This window comes from Streptomyces griseorubiginosus (assembly GCF_001514195.1).
GTDB classification, from domain to species: domain Bacteria; phylum Actinomycetota; class Actinomycetes; order Streptomycetales; family Streptomycetaceae; genus Streptomyces; species Streptomyces griseorubiginosus.
In genome coordinates this window covers 116,731-132,335 of record NZ_KQ948737.1, presented here as the reverse complement: position 1 = coordinate 132,335, position 15,605 = coordinate 116,731, and the positions used below count along the sequence as shown (strand labels likewise).

The following is a 15,605-nucleotide window of genomic DNA, read 5'->3' as shown; positions in this document are numbered from 1 at the left end:
CCGGAGGCATTGGGGGCGGCGGGCTCGTGGCGAACGACCCACCGCCCCTTCCTGCCTGGCGGCTACTTGATACGGATCTCGGCGAGCTGGAGGCGGTACCTGGTGCTCTCGTCGGAGGCCGGCTTGCCGAGCCTCGTGACCTTCAGGCGTAGGTAGCGGCCGTTCGCTGAGGTGAGGGTGTAGGTCTGGGCGGCTCCGTTCGGGTTGGGCTCGCCGGTGACGGTGCGGGCGGTGGTGTAGGTGGTGCCGCCGTCGGTGCGGGTCTGGAACGTGAAGTCGACCGGGAAGCCCGCCGTGCCCCCGCCCGCGGCGCCCGTGTCGGTGCGGGGGTGCAGGGTGACCGATCCGATGGCCCGGTCGGCGCCGAGGTCGACCTCGATCCACAACGGTGAGCCGCTGACGTCGGCGGAGGGGAAGTCGATGCTGGTGAAACCCCTGGAGCCGGCGACGCTGGTGAGGGTGCCGTCCAGAAGCCGGGTCTTGCCCCAGTCGCCGTTCTCCAGCGTGTAGTTGGCGGTGACGGTGGTCGCGGCGGTGGGGACGGTGAGTTCGGCCAGCTGGAGGCGGTACTTGGTGGTCTCGTCGACGGGAGGGGTCCCGAGCTTGGTGGCCTGGAGGCGCACGTAGCGCGCGGTCGTCGTTCTGAAGCCGTACGTCTGCACGAGCCCGCCGGGGTTGGGCTCGGCCGTCACCGTGCGGACGGTGGTGTAGGTGCCGGATCCGTCGGGGCGGGTCTGGATGGTGAAGTCGACGGGGAAGCCCGCCGTGCCGCCGCCGACCGCAGGGGTGTCGGTGCGCGGGAAGAGCCGTACGGCGTCGAGGTCCGTGTCGGCCCCGAGATCGATCTCGACCCAGACAGGGTTCGCGCTGACGTCGGCGGAGGGGAAGTCGATGCTGGTGTAGCCCTTGGCGCCGCTCACACTCGCGAGCTTGCCGTCGGTGAGCCGGTTCTTGCCCCAGTCGCTGTTCTCCAGACTGCTGTTGCTGGTGACGGGACGTCCCAGGGCGAGGTCGTCGAGGCGGCCGGCACCGGTGACCGTGAAGGTCCATGTGCCCGGCTGGAGCGTGAAGTAGACGTACGCGGAGTCCTTGCTCGCGTAGCTCAGCCCCGAGACGCTGCCGGTGGCGGCGCCGCCCGTGAAGACGGTCGTACCGTTTGCCTTGATGACCGGTGAGGAGCCGCCGTACGTCGGAACACCCACCCGCGCGGTCGTCGCGCCGGGGGAGGTGAGGGCCAGGGTGACCTGGGAGCCGTCGCGGGTGATGTCTAGGCGGATGTCGCCCTTGACGGTCGGCGTGACCGTGCTGACCTTCGTCAGGGTTCCGGTCTGCGGGACGACGTCGTACGTCTCCCAGCCGGGCTTGGTGGGGCGGACGCCGGCGGCGTAGGCGGACATGACGTACAGCGGGCCGCCGTTCCAGGCGTGGTTGTCGGTGCCACCCGACTTGTCCCATATCTCCCACAGGGTGTAGCAGGCGGGATCGGCGACCTGAGCGGCGTAGCGGTTGCGCATCCGCTCCTCGGCGACGGTGGCGGCGCCCATGAGGTAGAGCGCTTCCAGGACGTAGAACTCCATGTAGGGGCTGGCGTTGAGGTGGGTGCGCAGCACCTCGGTGACCGCCCGGTGGCGGGATGCGGGCGCGAGGCCGGCGACGACGGCCAGGCCGTTGGCGCGGTCGTCGGTGTCGCCGTTGTAGCCGGGGGAGCGGTACTCGTTCCTGGCGGAGTTCCACAGCACGCTGTCGAAGTTGGCCTTGATGCTGTCGCGCTTGGCCTGCCAGGCGGCGACGTCGCCGCTGTTGCCGCTGAGCCCGGCGAGGGTGATGGCCGTGCCGAGAGCCAGGTAGTACCAGCAGTTGTCCAGGACGCGGGCGTCGATGTTGCTGCCCCAGTCCTCCCAGTCCCAGTCCCCGGCGCGATGGCTGACCAGCCCGGACGAGTCGAGGCTCCACAGGTTCAGGTACGACTTGACCGCCGGGTAGGTGCCGGAGACGGCGTCGGTGTTGCCGGTGTAGAGGTGGTACGTGCCGAAGGCCCACACCGAGGCGAGCATCTGGACGGGCAGTTCGGCGGTCCAGATGGTGGAGGGGATCGGCGCGTACAGCTGGCCGCTCGGCTTCTGCCAGGCGGCCAGCTGGGCGATGGCCTTGGCGCCGAGGGCGTGGGAGCGGGTGTCGAAGGTGTAGAAGCCCTCTTTGAGCTGGTTGACCACATCGCCCCACCACTGGGCGCGCTCGCGGGTGGGGCAGTCCATGTAGTTGTCGCGCATGTTGACGTACATCGTGCGCGCCGCCTTGCCCCACAGGGTGTCGAAGAAGGCTTCGTTGCTGCTGAACGATCCGGCGAAGTCGGTGTCGTAGCCGGACTCCCGGTATTTCAGGTCGAGGATGGTGACACCCGCGGGGATGGTGTACTTCACCGCCGTGCCGCTCATCCAGGCCAGTGCCTCGAACTCCTGGACCCCGCCGGTGCAGACGTAGGTGGCGCGGACGTTGTTCTCCTGTCCCGGTGTGAGGCCGGTCAGGCCGTCGCCGTCGGCGTAGTGGTCGGTCTGCATGCCGATCACCGCCCCGGCCGGGGCGTCCACCTTCAGATACGGGGTGACCTGGAGGTTCGAGGGCAAGGTGGCGGTGATGGCGGTGGCGCCCTGCCCTGTGGACGGCAGCGATGCCGCATTGCTGTAGGACTTCAGGCCCGAGTAGCGGAACTGCGGGACCGGTCGCCGGACGAGATCGTTCCAGGGTGCGGCACCCGCGGCCCCGAAGTCGGTCGGTGCGCTCCACGCGCTGTCGTTGAAGCCGGTCGACTCCCAGGCCGACAGGGCGGCGGCGTTACGGGCGTCGTAGTAGACGTTCGACTCGGGCAGGCGGAAGTTGACCTGGGTTCCGCTGGTGTTGTTGGAGTAGCCCGGGTGCACGGTGTGCTTCCAGCTGGTGTCACTGACCACCCGGGTGGTCGTCGAACCGGTGGTGATGTCGGACTGGAACAGCAGACCGCCGCTGCCGCTGCTGCTGTGCGAGAAGCCCTGCTTGCCGAAGTACCACACCAGCAGCGCGACCGTGTTGCTGCCGCTCCGCAGGTACGGGGCCAGGTCGATCTCGTCGTAGTAGGTGCCGGTGCGGTTGGGGCCGCGCTTGAGCTGACCGTCGAAGACGACGAGCGCCCCGTTGACCCACAGCCAGTACTTGGAGTCCGCCGCGATCTGGGTAACGGCCTTCGACGGGGCGGAGACCAGGGTGAACGATCTGCGGAACGCCACCCATTGGTTCGTCGAGCTGGTCGGAGCCCAGATCCATTTCGCGGTCCAGGAGACGGCGGCGGACGCTGCGGGAGCGAGCCCCGGCAGAAGCGCCGAGCCGAGGGTGGGTGCGAGCGCCACGGCTATGGCCGAGCGCAGGATGGATCGACGCGATACAGAGGACATGCGGGCTCCTGCTGTGATGGTGCGGGTGCGGGTGCGGGTGCGGGTGCGGGAGAGGGGCATCCAGACGGCTGGGAGAGAGAGGTGTTCGTGGGGACACCGTGTTTGAATCGTTTCATCACGGTGTTTGCAGCGGGAATTCTTTGCCGCTGCGCGAGACGGTGTCAAGAGCCGTGCAGTGACCGTCTCTTCGAGAACTGGGACGGATGTGCGCGGGGCGACCGCCGCCCCGGGGCAGGTCCTCCTGGTGCGACACCATTGCGTAACCGCTGCTGGGGGACGGTGGTGAGGCTGAGTCGGCACTCCTGCGGTCGCGTCGTGGATACGGACAGGACCCGGTGGCCCCGAGGCTCCGTCACTCCGAGGGCCTGCTGTCGAGATCCCCCCATCACGTCGATCATGTGCGGAAGGCATGTGCCGGAGTCCTCCGCCCCGTAAGATCGGTGATCTCACGCGCGGGGGAGGTGCTCATGGTCAGGCGGCGACCTGGAGCGCCGACTCTGGAAGAGGTGGCCGCCCACGCCGGGGTGGGACGAGGCACCGTCTCCCGGGTCATCAACAACGCGGCCGGCGTCAAGGAGTCGACACGCCAAGCCGTGCAGCGAGCCGTCGAAGAACTGGGGTACGTGCCCAATCTCGCGGCCCGGTCCCTGGCCGGTCAGCGTGCGGACGCCGTGGCACTCGTGCTGACCGAGCCGGACTGGAGGCAGTTCGCGGAGCCGTTCTTCTCGGAGATCGTCCGCTCACTCGGCGACGCGCTGGCGGACACCGGGATGCAGCTGATGCTGACCTTGATCCGCTCGGAGACCGAGCGGCAGCGCTTCCTCGAGTACGCCCGGGGCGGCCGGGTCGACGGCGTCCTGCTGATGTCGGTCCACGCGGACGACAGACTGCCGGACATGCTCGCCGACGCACGGTTGCCGACCGTTCTGCTGGGACGCCGCTCGGGCGACGAGTACGTCAGCTACGTCGACGCCGACAACGTGGGCGGTGCCCGCGACGCCGTGTCCCACCTCTTGAAACAGGGCCGCACCGCCATCGCCACCATCACGGGGCCACTGGACATGTACGTCGCGCAATGCCGACTGCGCGGCTACCAGGACGCGCTGGCGCAGGCCGGCCTGATGAACTCGCGGTCATGGGTTGCCGAGAGTGACTTCTCCGAGGAGAGCGGTCGACGCGCGATGGCGGAACTCCTCGAACGCCATCCCGAGATCGACGCCGTCCTCGCCGCGTCGGACACCACGGCGGCCGGGGCGCTGCACGCACTGCGCGCCGCCGGACGGCGGGTACCGGAGGATGTCGCGGTCATCGGTTTCGACGACTTCCCGCTGGCTGAACGCACCGAGCCGCGCCTGACCACCGTGCGGCAGCCCCTCGAGGAGATGGGGCGGGCCATGGTCAGACTGCTGATGGAGGAGATGGAGGACCAGTCCGAGGCCTGGCGCCACGTCATCCTCCGCACGAAGCTCGTGGTCCGGGAATCTTCCTGACAGCCTTCGTTCGCCGCCCGTGCCACGGAAGCCAGTGAGCAAGATGGGCTGACCTCGCGCCACCTGCCGCTCGGGGCACCCACGGCCCAACTCCCTCCGGCCTACGACAGCGGCGACCACCTCCACCCCAGCGACGCCGGAATGCAGGCCATGACGAACGCCGTCGACCTCCGCCAGGGGCGAGCAAGGAGTGCAACGCGTCGCGTGCAGTACACCGTTGGCGTGCATGGGCAGTGCCGGTGGCCGCGACCACCGACCCTGGCGCGATTATCACTCCGATGCCCTTGAGTGCGAAGGATCCTGTGGAGAAGCGTCGCCACCCCCGGGGGACTCCATGTCGTCATGACCCAGGGGGAGTTGAGTAGGCGTACTCATACTCCAAGCCCGTCCGGCGGCCAGGATGGACGCACGGCGCCGACGAGAGCGCCGGTCCGATCCACCTCAGCAAGTCAGGGGAATCTCTCATGTCGCGTCGTGTCGTTCTGTCCGTGATCGCCGGTGGCCTCGTCCTCGGCGGTGCGGGTGCCTTCACCCTCGTACACGCCCAGAACCAGCCTCCGGCGCTGACGCACAGCACGGCCCACTACATCGCGCCCGAAGGAGCCCGCAGCGGCTCGCTGACCTTCACCGCCGACGTCACGGCGTCCTCCGGGCTGAAGAGCGTCAAGGTGCTGGCCTGACCGGCGAACTCGACCTTCGCGAAGATGGGGCTGACGGCCAAGGACATGGCCGCCGTTGAGTCGGCCGTCTGCAAGCCCTCGGGCGGCGACACCGAGCGGTGCACGTACAAGGTGGCTGTCACCGGTGCCGACGACTCCCCGCGGGGCCGGTGGCATGTGGCCGTCCTCATCACCGCCAAGAACGGCGACACGACCCTGAACACCAAGGCGGCCGACTTCACGGTGGCCTGACCGAGCCGGACGTGTGATTGCAGTGCCGGCGTCTGTCTGGCCCTGCTGCGCAGGCCTCCGGGTGACAGCGCCCCGTCGGCGTGAGGGGAGGGCGGCTGCGGAGCCCGGGGACTACTGCGCGCCGGTTCCCTGATCGACGAAAAGCCCGGCCCTGGTGGCCACGAGCGTGCCGTTGGCCGCGGGATCCTGCGGCGCGGCTAGGACCTTCGCACTGTTGCACAGCAGTTGGACCTTTCCCGCCGTCGTCAGGGTGACCGTCCCCGTCGCGCTCAGCGAAGCCTCGTTGTAGCCGCTGCCGCGAGGCGTGGTCATGTTGGGGCCACCAGTGACCCTGCAATTCCCCTTGTCGGCGTAGATGAGGAAGGCGGAACCGGTCAGGGTGTACGTCCCCGCAGGAAGCGACAGAGCGACGACCTGCGTGTCCGTTGTGCCGATGGAGTGCACTGCCGTCGCTTTGTAGACATCGCCCGCAGCGGCGGACGCGGAAGCGACCCTTTGTGAGGCATTCGCGGTGGCTCCCGCGTAAGTCGCTCCCAGGGCGGCCAGGGCGATGGCTGAGATCCCTATGGTTCTGATCTTCACGATTCTGTGCACGACCAACTACCCCCTGGGAATATTGAATTGATGTCAACTCAAAATACCGTCCACACAGTTCCGTTGGGCGAAGTGTGATCCGCTCACCCAAGTGGTCACCGCGCCGTGCGCTTCGGTTCCCTGGCTGTTCATGGAGAGTTTTCAGCGTGGCCAACGATCGGGTGAAACATGTGAGGCTGGGGTAAGGGGTCGCAACGTACCAAGCCCCCGTGCCGTTGGGGGAGTTGTTCGAAGCCTTATCTCGCCGTCACAGGAGCCTCGTTCATTCCCTGTCCTGCCGCACCGCGTCGGTACTCCGTCGGCACCGCCCATGCGCACGTCAACGCCGTGACCGGCCTGCTCGCTGAAAGAACCCCGGGCCTGCCCAGGAATCTACAGACGCATGATCCGGAGTTCGTCCAGCTGAACGGAACTCTCGCGCAGTGCGACCGCGTCGGCGACAGCCGAGCTGACTGGAGTACCAGCCGGCCACGCACCACCGGCACGTCGAACGTGACACCGGAGCCGCTGTGCCCGGCTGACCCCGAGCCTCTCCCCGCCCCGGTACTCACCTCCCACAGCGCTACGCCAGCTGTAACTCATCTCTCTGACAGGCCAGTTCCGTAAGTTCACGATCATGACGGGAAACCACAAGAACACCTCCATCACTCGACGCCACGCACTCGCGGTAAGCGGCGGCACGGTCGCGGCCGGAGGCCTCGCTCTCACCGGCTATCAGTCGGCCTTCGCCGACACGACCACCCAGACCGCGGCGAGCGCGTCCTCGACAGCCACCTCGGCGGGCGCGGCGTGCATGCAGCTGATGTCCAGCGTCACGGAGGGGCCGTACTACCTCGACGGCGCTCTGGTGCGCAAAGACATCACGGAGGGCAAGAGCGGTGTCCCGCTGACGGTGTCCCTCACCGTGGTGGACGCCACCGACGGCTGTACCCCGGTCAAGGGGGCCGCCGTTGAGATCTGGCACTGCGACGCTTGGGGCTACTACTCCGGCTACACCACCGCAAGCCCCGGCGGCTCGGTCCCCGCCGAGAGCGAGGAGGGCGACAGCGCCGACGACAACAACTACCTGCGCGGCTACCAGATTGCCAACGCCCATGGGGTCGTCAAGTTCGAGACGATCTTCCCCGGCTGGTACATCCCGCGCACCTGCCACATCCACGTCAAGGTGCACACCGGCGGTCAGAAGGAGGACGGTACCTACGAGGGCGGCAAGGTCAACTACACCGGCCAGCTGTTCTTCGACGACGACACCGCAGAAGCGATCTTCGCGCTGGAACCGTACGCCAAGCACACCGGCACCTACACGAAGCTCGCCGACGACATGGTCTACGACGGCGGCGGCGCCTCCAGCGGCCTGCTGACCCTCAAGGCCGTCCACAAGAAGGACCCGTCCAAGGGATACAAGGGCTCCCTCACCCTGAGCATCGACCCCGACGCCGAGAACACCGGCGCCGGCAGCGGGGGCGGCGGCACACCCCCGAGCGACGCCCCGACCGGGACCCCGTAACTGCTTCTGGCCCCACCCCTGCGCTGCGCCCAGCCGCGGATGTCCATGCTCTTGTGGGACCGGCGACCGCACCGGTCAGAGGCGCAGCAGGGTACCGGCGGCTTCCTCCAGCAGGGCCACGGCGAGGAGTTCGCCGTCGACAGGCCCGAAGCGCTCCAATGCCAGCCGGTGGAGGCGCAGCACTGTGTCGGCCATCTCGTGTGGGGTGCCGAGGTCTCGGGCCTCAGCGGTGATGACCTCGAGCTGGTCGTGGATGCGGTGGAGGCCGTACGAGCGAAGGTAGTCGCCGGCGAACAACGCCGGCAGGTCCCGGCGGATGAAGTCGCTCCCCGCCGCGCTGTCGGCGAGCGTCTCGTGCAGGGCGGCGAGGTCGATGCCGACTCGGCGTCCCAGGAGCAGTGCCTCGGCGGTGGCCGTGGCCTGCCCGAACCAGAGGAGGTTGATGAGGAGTTTCGTCGTGCAGCCGGTTCCCGGGCCGCCCATGTGGCGGATCCGGTCCGGTGTCGCCACCGCTTCCAGCAGTGGCCTGCACCGGTCGAGGACCTCGGCGGATCCGCCCACGAACAGCCGCAGGCGCCCGTGTTCGGCGTCGTCCGGACTGCCGCCCATGGGTGCTTCGAGGACTTCGACACCGTGGGCCCCGGCTCGCTCGCGCAACTGCCGTGCCGCCGCAGGGGAGTTGCTCGTCATGTCGATCCACACCGCCCCAGGGGCCAAGGCGGCGAACACGGCGTCCGTAAGGGCTGCCGCAGCCTCATCGGGTCCGGGAACCACGCTGACCAGTACATCCGCCCCGGCTGCGGCGGTGGTGACGGAGGCCGCCCAGTTCGCCCCCAACGAGCGCACCGCTTCTTCGCGTTCGGGTCGCACATCGGCAACGGTCACCGTGTGTCCCGCCGAGACCAAGCGTCCAGCCAGAGGTGTCCCCATGCGGCCGGCACCGACGAGGGCTATGCGCGAGGGCAAGGAATCACCACCGTTGCAGTCGTTGTGTCTGTCGTCTCCCCCGGCGCACCAAGAAAGACCACCACCGCCGTCCGGTCGCCCGGCGACGCTACGGATCCCTGGGGAACACCGAGTTCATGGTACGGACTTGCCGGGAGACAACTCCGGCACTCTGTTCCTTGCCAGGCCACGGAAGATGTCAGTCCGGGGGGAGTGGTTGCTCGGCCCAGATGGTCTTGCCCCGCCCGGTCTGCCGGCTTCCCCAGCGGTGGGTGAGTTGCGCGACGAGTAGCAGTCCGCGGCCGCCTTCGTCGTAGGCGTGGGCCCGGCGCAGGTGCGGTGAGGTGGAGCTGCCGTCCGAGACTTCGCAGATGAGGGTGCGGTCGCGGATCAGCCGGAGCTGGATGGGCGGTGCTCCGTAGCGGATGGCGTTGGTGACCAGTTCACTGACGACGAGTTCAGTGACGAAGGCGGCCTCGTCCAGTCCCCAGGCGGTCAGCTGTTCGGTGGCCGCCTGGCGGGCCGCGGCCACGTGCTCGGGGTCCGGTGTGATGTCCCAGGTGGCGACCTGGTCCGCGCCGAGGGCTCGGGTGCGGGCCAGCAGCAGGGCGACGTCGTCGCCGGGCTCCTCCGGCAGCACCGCCTTGAGCACGCCGTCGCACAGCGTGTCGAGGGAGTCGGCCGGCGCGCACAGGGCCCGGCACAACTCGGCGGTAGCGTGATCGACGTCGCGGTCGCGGTCCTCGATCAGACCGTCGGTGTAGAGGGCGAGCACCGAGCCCGCCGGCAGTTCCAGCTCGGCTGCCTCGAAGGGCAGGCCGCCGACGCCGAGGGGCGGGCCGGCGGCCATCTCCACCAGGGTCGCGCTGCCGTCGGGCAGCAGCACCGCGGGCGCGGGATGGCCGGCCGCCGCGAGGTTCAGCCGCCGCGAGACCGGGTCGTAGACGGCGTACAGGCAGGTCGCGCCGAGTTCCGCGACTTCGCCGCTCTCGTCGGAGGCCAGGTGGGTGACGAGGTCGTCGAGGTGGGTGAGGAGTTCGTCCGGTGGCAGATCGACGTCGGCGAGGGTGCGGACTGCCGTGCACAGGCGGCCCATCGTCGCCGTCGAGGGAATGCCGTGCCCGACGACGTCACCGACGACCAGGGCGACTCGGCTGCCGGACAGCGGGATCACGTCGAACCAGTCGCCGCCGATACCGGCCAGCGAGTCCGAGGGCAGATAGCGGTGGGCCACCTCGACGGCGGCCTGTCCGGGCAGGCCCCGGGGCAGGAGACTGTGCTGGAGGGCCAGGGCCGTGGCGCGCTCGCGGGCGAAGCGCCGGGCATTGTCGATGCATACGGCGGCCCGGCTGGCGAGGTCTTCGGCCAGGACGGTGTCGTCCTCGCCGAAGTCTTCCGGGTTGGCGATCCGCACGGCGACGACCACGCCCAGCGTGGTGCCGCGTGCTCGCAGCGGCGCGGCGAGCATCGAGTGGGCGCCCACGCGATACGCCCTGCCGGCGGGGGAGCGCGTGTTGCGCGCCGCGACCCAGCGCACGAAGTCCGGCTCGCCGGCCTGACTGACCACGGCCCGCCCGGATCGCAGCGCCTTCGCCGGCGGGGAAAGCGGTGAATACGTGTCGGTGTCGCCGACATGTACGGCGGCCTCAGGCGTTCCCTTCGTGCCGGAGCCGTGGGCGACTCTGCGCAGGACGATGTCCCGGGCCGGAATGTCGGGCAGGCCCTCCGCCTGGAAGACCCACTCCAGCAGGTCGACGCTGGCGAAGTCCGCGTACCGGGGTACGAGCAGTTCGATCAGCTCCTCGGCGGTGCGCACCACGTCCAGGGTGGCGCCGATGGAGGCCGCGGCCTCGTTCAGCAGGGCGAGGCGTTGGCGAGCCCAGTACTGCTCGGTGCTGTCGAACGACGCGATGCCAACGGCGTGGACCTCACCGTCGGCATCCCGCAGTGGCCACATGTCGGTGGTCCAGGAGTGCTCCCGGTTCAGGGCGGGGGCTCCGGTGAAGCTCTCGTAGCGGACCGGACGGCCTGTGTCGACGACCTGGCGCAGATGATCAAGCCAGCCGCGATGCGCCGGGCGATCCTCCACGCTCTCCGGAAAGTGCTGTCCGAGCAGGGCCTCCTCCGGCACGCCCATGATGCGGCAGGCCCTGTCGTTGAGCCGCATGTAGTGCTGGGTGGTGTCGAACACCGACATGGGCAGGGACGCCTGCTGGAAGGCTTGGCCCGCCAGAGTGGGCTCCTGGCTGCCGACGGGGTCGGCGGGGTCGGCGGTGATCACGTAGCCGCACCGCTCTCCGCTTTCGTCGATCAGGGCGCAGGCGCTGAGTCTGAGCGGAACGGACGAGCCGTCGCGGTGGCGCAGCACGACGAGGCCGGACAGGTTCGTGACCGTGTCGGCTTCGATGTCCTCGACCAGCAGTTCGGCGGCCGGACGGTTCACCACCTCCTCGACCGTGTATCCCACCAGGTCGCGGGCACCGTCGCTCCAGGCCCGCACCACACCCCGCACATCGACGATCGCCGTGGCATCGTGCTGCACCATGAGTTCAGGATCGTTCCTCTGCCCGGCCAGTTCAACCGAGACAGTCCTCTGTGCGTCCAGTCCAACTGAGACAGAACGCCGTCCGGGAAGGGAACGAGTGGCGCGCCGGAGGCCCCGGCGCCTGGGGGCCGTGACCAGCGCCGAGAGACCCCGGGCTCCGCGGGGGAGAAGCAGAGTCCACCTGCCGAGAGGGTGATCGGCCTGCCGGTCGGCTCAGCGGCCCTTCGCGGCGAGCACCGCGGCGATCAGTTCCCGGCGGCTGCTGACGCCGAACCGGGCGAACACCGCCGTCAGGTGCTCCTGCACGGTGTACGCGGAGACGTGCAGCCGGGCGACGATCTCCCGGGTGGAGCACCCTTGCAGCACCAGCGCGGTGACCCGGCTCTGGGCCGGGGTGAGGCCATGGGCGGCCAGCAGCAGGGAGCCGAGCTCGGCGGCCGGCGCAGGCTCGACCACCACCCCGATCCGGTCCTCCGCCCGCCCCCGAAGACGCGTGGCGTGCAGGGTCAGCCACTGCCCGTCGGTGGTGCGCAGCCTGATCGAGCCGGGCCGGTGCGCAGTCTCCGGGAGCGTGTCCGGCGACTGGGCCAGCTGGACGGCCAGCGCGTAGACCGGCAACGGCAGTCCGTGGATCTCCGGGGCCTCCAGCCCGGCCAGCCACCGTTCGGCGTCCGGGCTGATCGAGACCAGGGAGAGCCCCTGGTCGAGCACGAGCACGCCGGGGCCGCCTGCGGTTCCCGCCCCGTCACCGGTCAGGGCCTGGCGTACGACATCGCGGCGCAGCCCTTCGGCCAGGTGCGGGGCGAGCCTGCGCACGAGGTCCAGGTCGGCGCCGGAGAAGCCGGCTTCCGCGTCCTCCCTGTGCAGGCAGAGCACGCCCCAGCACTCGTGCCCGACGATCAGAGCGGCGCGGAGCTCGTCCCCGAACCCCAGACTGGCCATGATCTCGCGGTAGCGGGCACTGGCGGAACGCTCACCCCGCGTTGCCCGGTCCAGTGACATGACCGGCTCCGGGCTTCTGGCCAGCACGGCGAACTTGTTGACGTCCGCGCGGCCGTACTCGTTGTCGAGGAAAAGCGGGGTGGCACCGGCCAGCGGGTCCTGGGCGACAGCCGAGGTGAAGAGCAGGGTCGCCGGATCCACGGAGGCGAAGAACACGGCCTCCACCGGCAGGATGCCCGGCAGGCGGCGCAGCACCTCTCGACCGCGGCCACCGTGTGGCGGTCACCGGCCGCGACGAGGGCAAACTGAAGGCGTTCCTCGACGAGGCCGGCCAGCCCGACCGTCTGCTGGGCCTGGTCGCGGACGCGGCGGACTGGCAGGCCACCGAGGCGGCCGTGACCCGGACGGTGGAGCATTTCGGTGCCCTCGACGCGGCGGTGGCCAACGCCGGATTCATGTCCGGTGACTCCATCGGGGCCGGTGACCCGACATCGTGGGCGCCGATGGTTCTCACCAACGTCCTCGGTCCCGCCCTGCTGGCCCACGCCACCCTGCCCCACCTGGAGGCCACCGGCGGACGACTGGTGCTCATCGGCAGCGTCGCCGGGCTCAAGAACTCACCCGCCAATCTCTACTCGGCCACCAAATGGGCCACCACGGGGCTTGCCGAGAACCTGCGCCTGCATGTCACGACCCGCGGAATCGGCGTCACTCTCGTCAACCCCGGCATGATCGACACACCCTTCTGGCAAGGCGCCGGCGTGCCTCCCTTCGCCCTGCCTCCCCAGCCCATCGCCGAGGCCATCTGCTTCGCCCTCGACCAGCCGACGGGCGTCGATCTCAACACCTTGACGGTCCGGCCGATGGGGCAGCCCGCCTGAATCGCCGCGATCGGCGAATGGCCATGACCGACCTGAACTGGCAGCTCCCCGTGCCATGTCGACCGTGGCCAAGGCGAACCGGATGGGAAGTGGCAGAGATGGGGTCTCAGCGCTGCGGCGCCGACAACGAGAACGGCGACCGCATCGACGACCCCTCCGAGGACGCGCTGTTCATGATGATCGACGACCTCAACGAATCCGACAACACCTTCGTGGTCGTCCAGCCTGACGAGGACGACCCGGTGTGGCTCGCTTCAGTGGCCGTCCTCGACGAAGGCGGCTACGAGATAGTCCGCCGCGACTCCTCCCGCAATGAGCACGAGGTCACGTGGGCGACCAGCATCAACGACATCGCCCACGACCTCACCCTCTGGTTGGCCGCCCGCAATTTCCCCGGACGGCCAACCAGACAGATCACCGGGTTCCGGAACTCGGCCTAGCCGCAGGTCCCCGGGATGGCCCAGGCGTTGTCGATCTCGTCGGTCGTGCCGAGATGGGTCTCGCCCGGCGGGACGCACCTCTTGATGTCGGTCGGCCACCAGTCGATGTCGACCTGGATCTTGACCCAGGTGCTGCCGCAGTGTCCGTAATACGCGTCTGTCTGCGTCTCGTAGTAGCCGCAGGCCTTGACCCCGGCTTTCCCCTCGGGCGCGGCGTGGGCACTTCCGGAGAGCGCCGCGCCCGCGAGGAGTACAGCGCTGAACGCGGCCGCGGCGAGGCGGAGCTTGCTTGCAGGTTTCTGCATGGAAGGGTTCCTCACTTGTGACGGTTCCGGGTTCAGCCTGCGCTCGACTCGGTGGCAGGGTCGACTTCTTTCGGTCTGGGCCGAAACGAGGGCCTCGAACTGCCCCTTTGGGGACCGGAACAGGTTCTGCGCTTGTCGTTTAACGTGCGTACTGGCGCTTCGGTCGAGCCGGTGGGCTGGGTGTCCTGACATGCTTCGGAGCATGGAGTCCCGTCATAGTCCCGGAAAGAGCCCGTTGCGCCTGGCTGATGTCCGCCCTGATCTCGTCGGCGAGATAACTGCCCTGCTGCGGGAGTCGCATCCGGGAGACCCGATCGCGGACTCGATCTCGGGCCTTCCCTTTCACGGGATCTGCCGCAACTACGTGCTGACCGCTCCAGAAGGGACGCCATCGCCATGGGTCATCGTGCTGGAGCGTGAACAGGAGGCGGTGTTTCTGCTGGGTGTTGATCCGTCTCGGTTAGTAGTCACGTGGGTTGATGTAGTAGACGGACGAGATGCGCCTACTACTGAGACGCGTTAGTCCTGACTGACGCGTCTGGGCTTCGTTCCCTTTCGGGGCGGCGGTTCTTCGAGCCGGGTGGCCGACCGGGACCGGGCTGAGACGGTTTCGGTGCATCAGCCGGAGAGCCGGTCTTCGCGTGCAGGTTCCTGAACCCCCTGCGGACGCGCGCTGGTGTCCGATTGTTCGGCTCGGTCTGTTCTCCCAGGGCCGCCGCAAGTTGGTGGCCGGCGGGCGGGCCAGTCGGAGCTGGGCGTAGGCCGCGATCACCAGCCATGTCCACCGGTCGGCGGCTTCGGAGCTGCGAAGACGAGGCTTGGTCGACCCGAGCGTCTGCTTGAACAGGCGAAAAACGTGTGCTCGATGTCGAAGCGGCAGAGGAAGGACTGCCAGCAGCGGTCGACGCCCATCTCGGTGGCGCCGGTGTCCGACCACCACAGCCAGACGGGCTTGTTCAGCCGTGGCAAAAGGCCCGGTCAGCACACGTGCCGGCGCCCGGCCGAAGCCACGGAGAGACATCCACCGCCAACACCAGCAGACCGTCCGCGGCCCTCGGCAACGGCATCCCGGCCAGAGCCCGACGCAACGGGGCGACATCGATTCGGCCCCGGTTGAGCCCGCCGTACAGAGCTCCGTGCCCATGGCGTGTTCGGGCGCGAGCACTTGATCGACCAGTGTCCGCACCGGTCCATCCGTGCACAGCAGGGCGCCGCATAACGCGAACAGGCGTCGCCCCCGCGCGGTCAGACACGCGTACAGCGCCGACCGGAAGTGCGGCACTTCCGCGAACGCATCCCGCGGGACATCCTGATGCACCAAACTCACGACCACGGCCTTCGCGCTGATCCACCCTGTGACGGAGCACAGGGTCAGGCACTGGACCGTAAACGACATGCTGAGCATGCCGTTTAATGTCGTGCCTGAATTCGCGCACTACGAGTTGCCGAGTTGGTCTACGAGGGATCGAAGCTCGCGAGCCCGGCGCCGGGACATGCCGTGTATCACGGCATCCAGGAACTCCCGTGCTTCGAAGGGACTGCCGCAGCATTCCCACGCACCGCAGCCGCCATCCTTGTACTCACTCCAGAGGTTGCGGTACGGGTTCCGCACGAACTCTC

10 protein-coding genes and 3 pseudogenes are annotated in these 15,605 nt (G+C 68.8%); 6 read left to right on the top strand and 7 right to left on the bottom strand.

Going from position 1 to position 15,605, the window contains the following annotated elements; translation table 11 throughout:
* Positions 1 to 62 precede the first annotated feature (62 nt).
* Positions 63 to 3,425, bottom strand: coding sequence for an alpha-L-rhamnosidase-related protein (locus AQJ54_RS19165; RefSeq protein ID WP_248845383.1), 3,363 nt, complete (start codon positions 3,423 to 3,425; stop codon positions 63 to 65).
* 467 nt (positions 3,426 to 3,892) lie between these two features.
* Between AQJ54_RS19165 and AQJ54_RS19160 the strand changes: the two genes are divergently transcribed.
* Both AQJ54_RS19160 and AQJ54_RS19155 read left to right on the top strand, forming a co-directional pair.
* Positions 3,893 to 4,915 carry a LacI family DNA-binding transcriptional regulator gene (locus AQJ54_RS19160; protein ID WP_062238890.1) on the top strand — a complete coding sequence of 341 codons (1,023 nt, stop codon included), beginning with the start codon at positions 3,893 to 3,895 and terminating at the stop codon, positions 4,913 to 4,915.
* Positions 4,916 to 5,379: 464 nt separating this feature from the next.
* A pseudogene (locus tag AQJ54_RS19155) lies at positions 5,380 to 5,826 on the top strand (DUF5707 domain-containing protein).
* 111 nt (positions 5,827 to 5,937) lie between these two features.
* On the opposite strand, the gene AQJ54_RS19150 reads toward AQJ54_RS19155, so the two are convergent.
* Complete coding sequence (locus AQJ54_RS19150) at positions 5,938 to 6,420, bottom strand: hypothetical protein (RefSeq protein ID WP_062238888.1); 483 nt, start codon at positions 6,418 to 6,420, stop codon at positions 5,938 to 5,940.
* A gap of 294 nt (positions 6,421 to 6,714) precedes the next feature.
* Here AQJ54_RS19150 and AQJ54_RS43615 point away from each other — a divergent pair.
* Together AQJ54_RS43615 and AQJ54_RS19145 are read left to right on the top strand one after the other, a co-directional pair.
* Positions 6,715 to 6,880: pseudogene (locus AQJ54_RS43615) on the top strand (IS5/IS1182 family transposase); the annotation flags it as partial.
* Between the two features lie 156 nt (positions 6,881 to 7,036).
* On the top strand, positions 7,037 to 7,927 hold the full coding sequence (locus tag AQJ54_RS19145; protein ID WP_062238886.1) for an intradiol ring-cleavage dioxygenase: 891 nt from the start codon (positions 7,037 to 7,039) through the stop codon (positions 7,925 to 7,927).
* Positions 7,928 to 8,002: 75 nt separating this feature from the next.
* On the opposite strand, the gene AQJ54_RS19140 is transcribed toward AQJ54_RS19145, so the two are convergent.
* From AQJ54_RS19140 to AQJ54_RS19130, 3 genes are all read right to left on the bottom strand, one after another.
* Entirely contained in the window at positions 8,003 to 8,893 is an 891-nt protein-coding gene (locus tag AQJ54_RS19140) for an NAD(P)-dependent oxidoreductase (RefSeq protein WP_282959633.1), read from the bottom strand.
* Between the two features lie 178 nt (positions 8,894 to 9,071).
* Complete coding sequence (locus tag AQJ54_RS19135) at positions 9,072 to 11,417, bottom strand: SpoIIE family protein phosphatase (protein WP_062238882.1); 2,346 nt, start codon at positions 11,415 to 11,417, stop codon at positions 9,072 to 9,074.
* 213 nt (positions 11,418 to 11,630) lie between these two features.
* Positions 11,631 to 12,614, bottom strand: coding sequence for a LuxR C-terminal-related transcriptional regulator (locus AQJ54_RS19130; RefSeq protein ID WP_062238880.1), 984 nt, complete (start codon positions 12,612 to 12,614; stop codon positions 11,631 to 11,633).
* Positions 12,615 to 12,634: 20 nt separating this feature from the next.
* Between AQJ54_RS19130 and AQJ54_RS19125 the strand changes: the two genes are divergently transcribed.
* On the top strand, positions 12,635 to 13,240 hold the full coding sequence (locus AQJ54_RS19125) for an SDR family oxidoreductase (RefSeq protein ID WP_062238878.1): 606 nt from the start codon (positions 12,635 to 12,637) through the stop codon (positions 13,238 to 13,240).
* 98 nt (positions 13,241 to 13,338) lie between these two features.
* On the top strand, positions 13,339 to 13,680 hold the full coding sequence (locus tag AQJ54_RS19120) for a hypothetical protein (RefSeq protein WP_062238876.1): 342 nt from the start codon (positions 13,339 to 13,341) through the stop codon (positions 13,678 to 13,680).
* On the opposite strand, the gene AQJ54_RS19115 is transcribed toward AQJ54_RS19120, so the two are convergent.
* Both AQJ54_RS19115 and AQJ54_RS46740 read right to left on the bottom strand, forming a co-directional pair.
* Positions 13,677 to 13,985 carry a DUF6355 family natural product biosynthesis protein gene (locus AQJ54_RS19115; protein WP_062238874.1) on the bottom strand — a complete coding sequence of 103 codons (309 nt, stop codon included), beginning with the start codon at positions 13,983 to 13,985 and terminating at the stop codon, positions 13,677 to 13,679. The two genes, AQJ54_RS19120 and AQJ54_RS19115, sit on opposite strands and share 4 nt — an antisense overlap.
* Positions 13,986 to 14,491: 506 nt before the next feature.
* Positions 14,492 to 15,312, bottom strand: a pseudogene (locus tag AQJ54_RS46740) (transposase).
* Positions 15,313 to 15,605: the final 293 nt, after the last annotated feature.

Excerpts from the sequence above, each read along its gene's own strand:
- AQJ54_RS19145 (WP_062238886.1), top strand. The coding sequence starts at position 7,037 with ATGACGGGAAACCACAAGAACACCTCCATCACTCGACGCCACGCACTC.
- AQJ54_RS19120 (WP_062238876.1), top strand. The coding sequence starts at position 13,339 with ATGGGGTCTCAGCGCTGCGGCGCCGACAACGAGAACGGCGACCGCATC.
- AQJ54_RS19115 (WP_062238874.1), bottom strand. The coding sequence starts at position 13,985 with ATGCAGAAACCTGCAAGCAAGCTCCGCCTCGCCGCGGCCGCGTTCAGC.
- AQJ54_RS19135 (WP_062238882.1), bottom strand. The coding sequence starts at position 11,417 with ATGGTGCAGCACGATGCCACGGCGATCGTCGATGTGCGGGGTGTGGTG.
- AQJ54_RS19165 (WP_248845383.1), bottom strand. The coding sequence starts at position 3,425 with ATGTCCTCTGTATCGCGTCGATCCATCCTGCGCTCGGCCATAGCCGTG.
- AQJ54_RS19160 (WP_062238890.1), top strand. The coding sequence starts at position 3,893 with ATGGTCAGGCGGCGACCTGGAGCGCCGACTCTGGAAGAGGTGGCCGCC.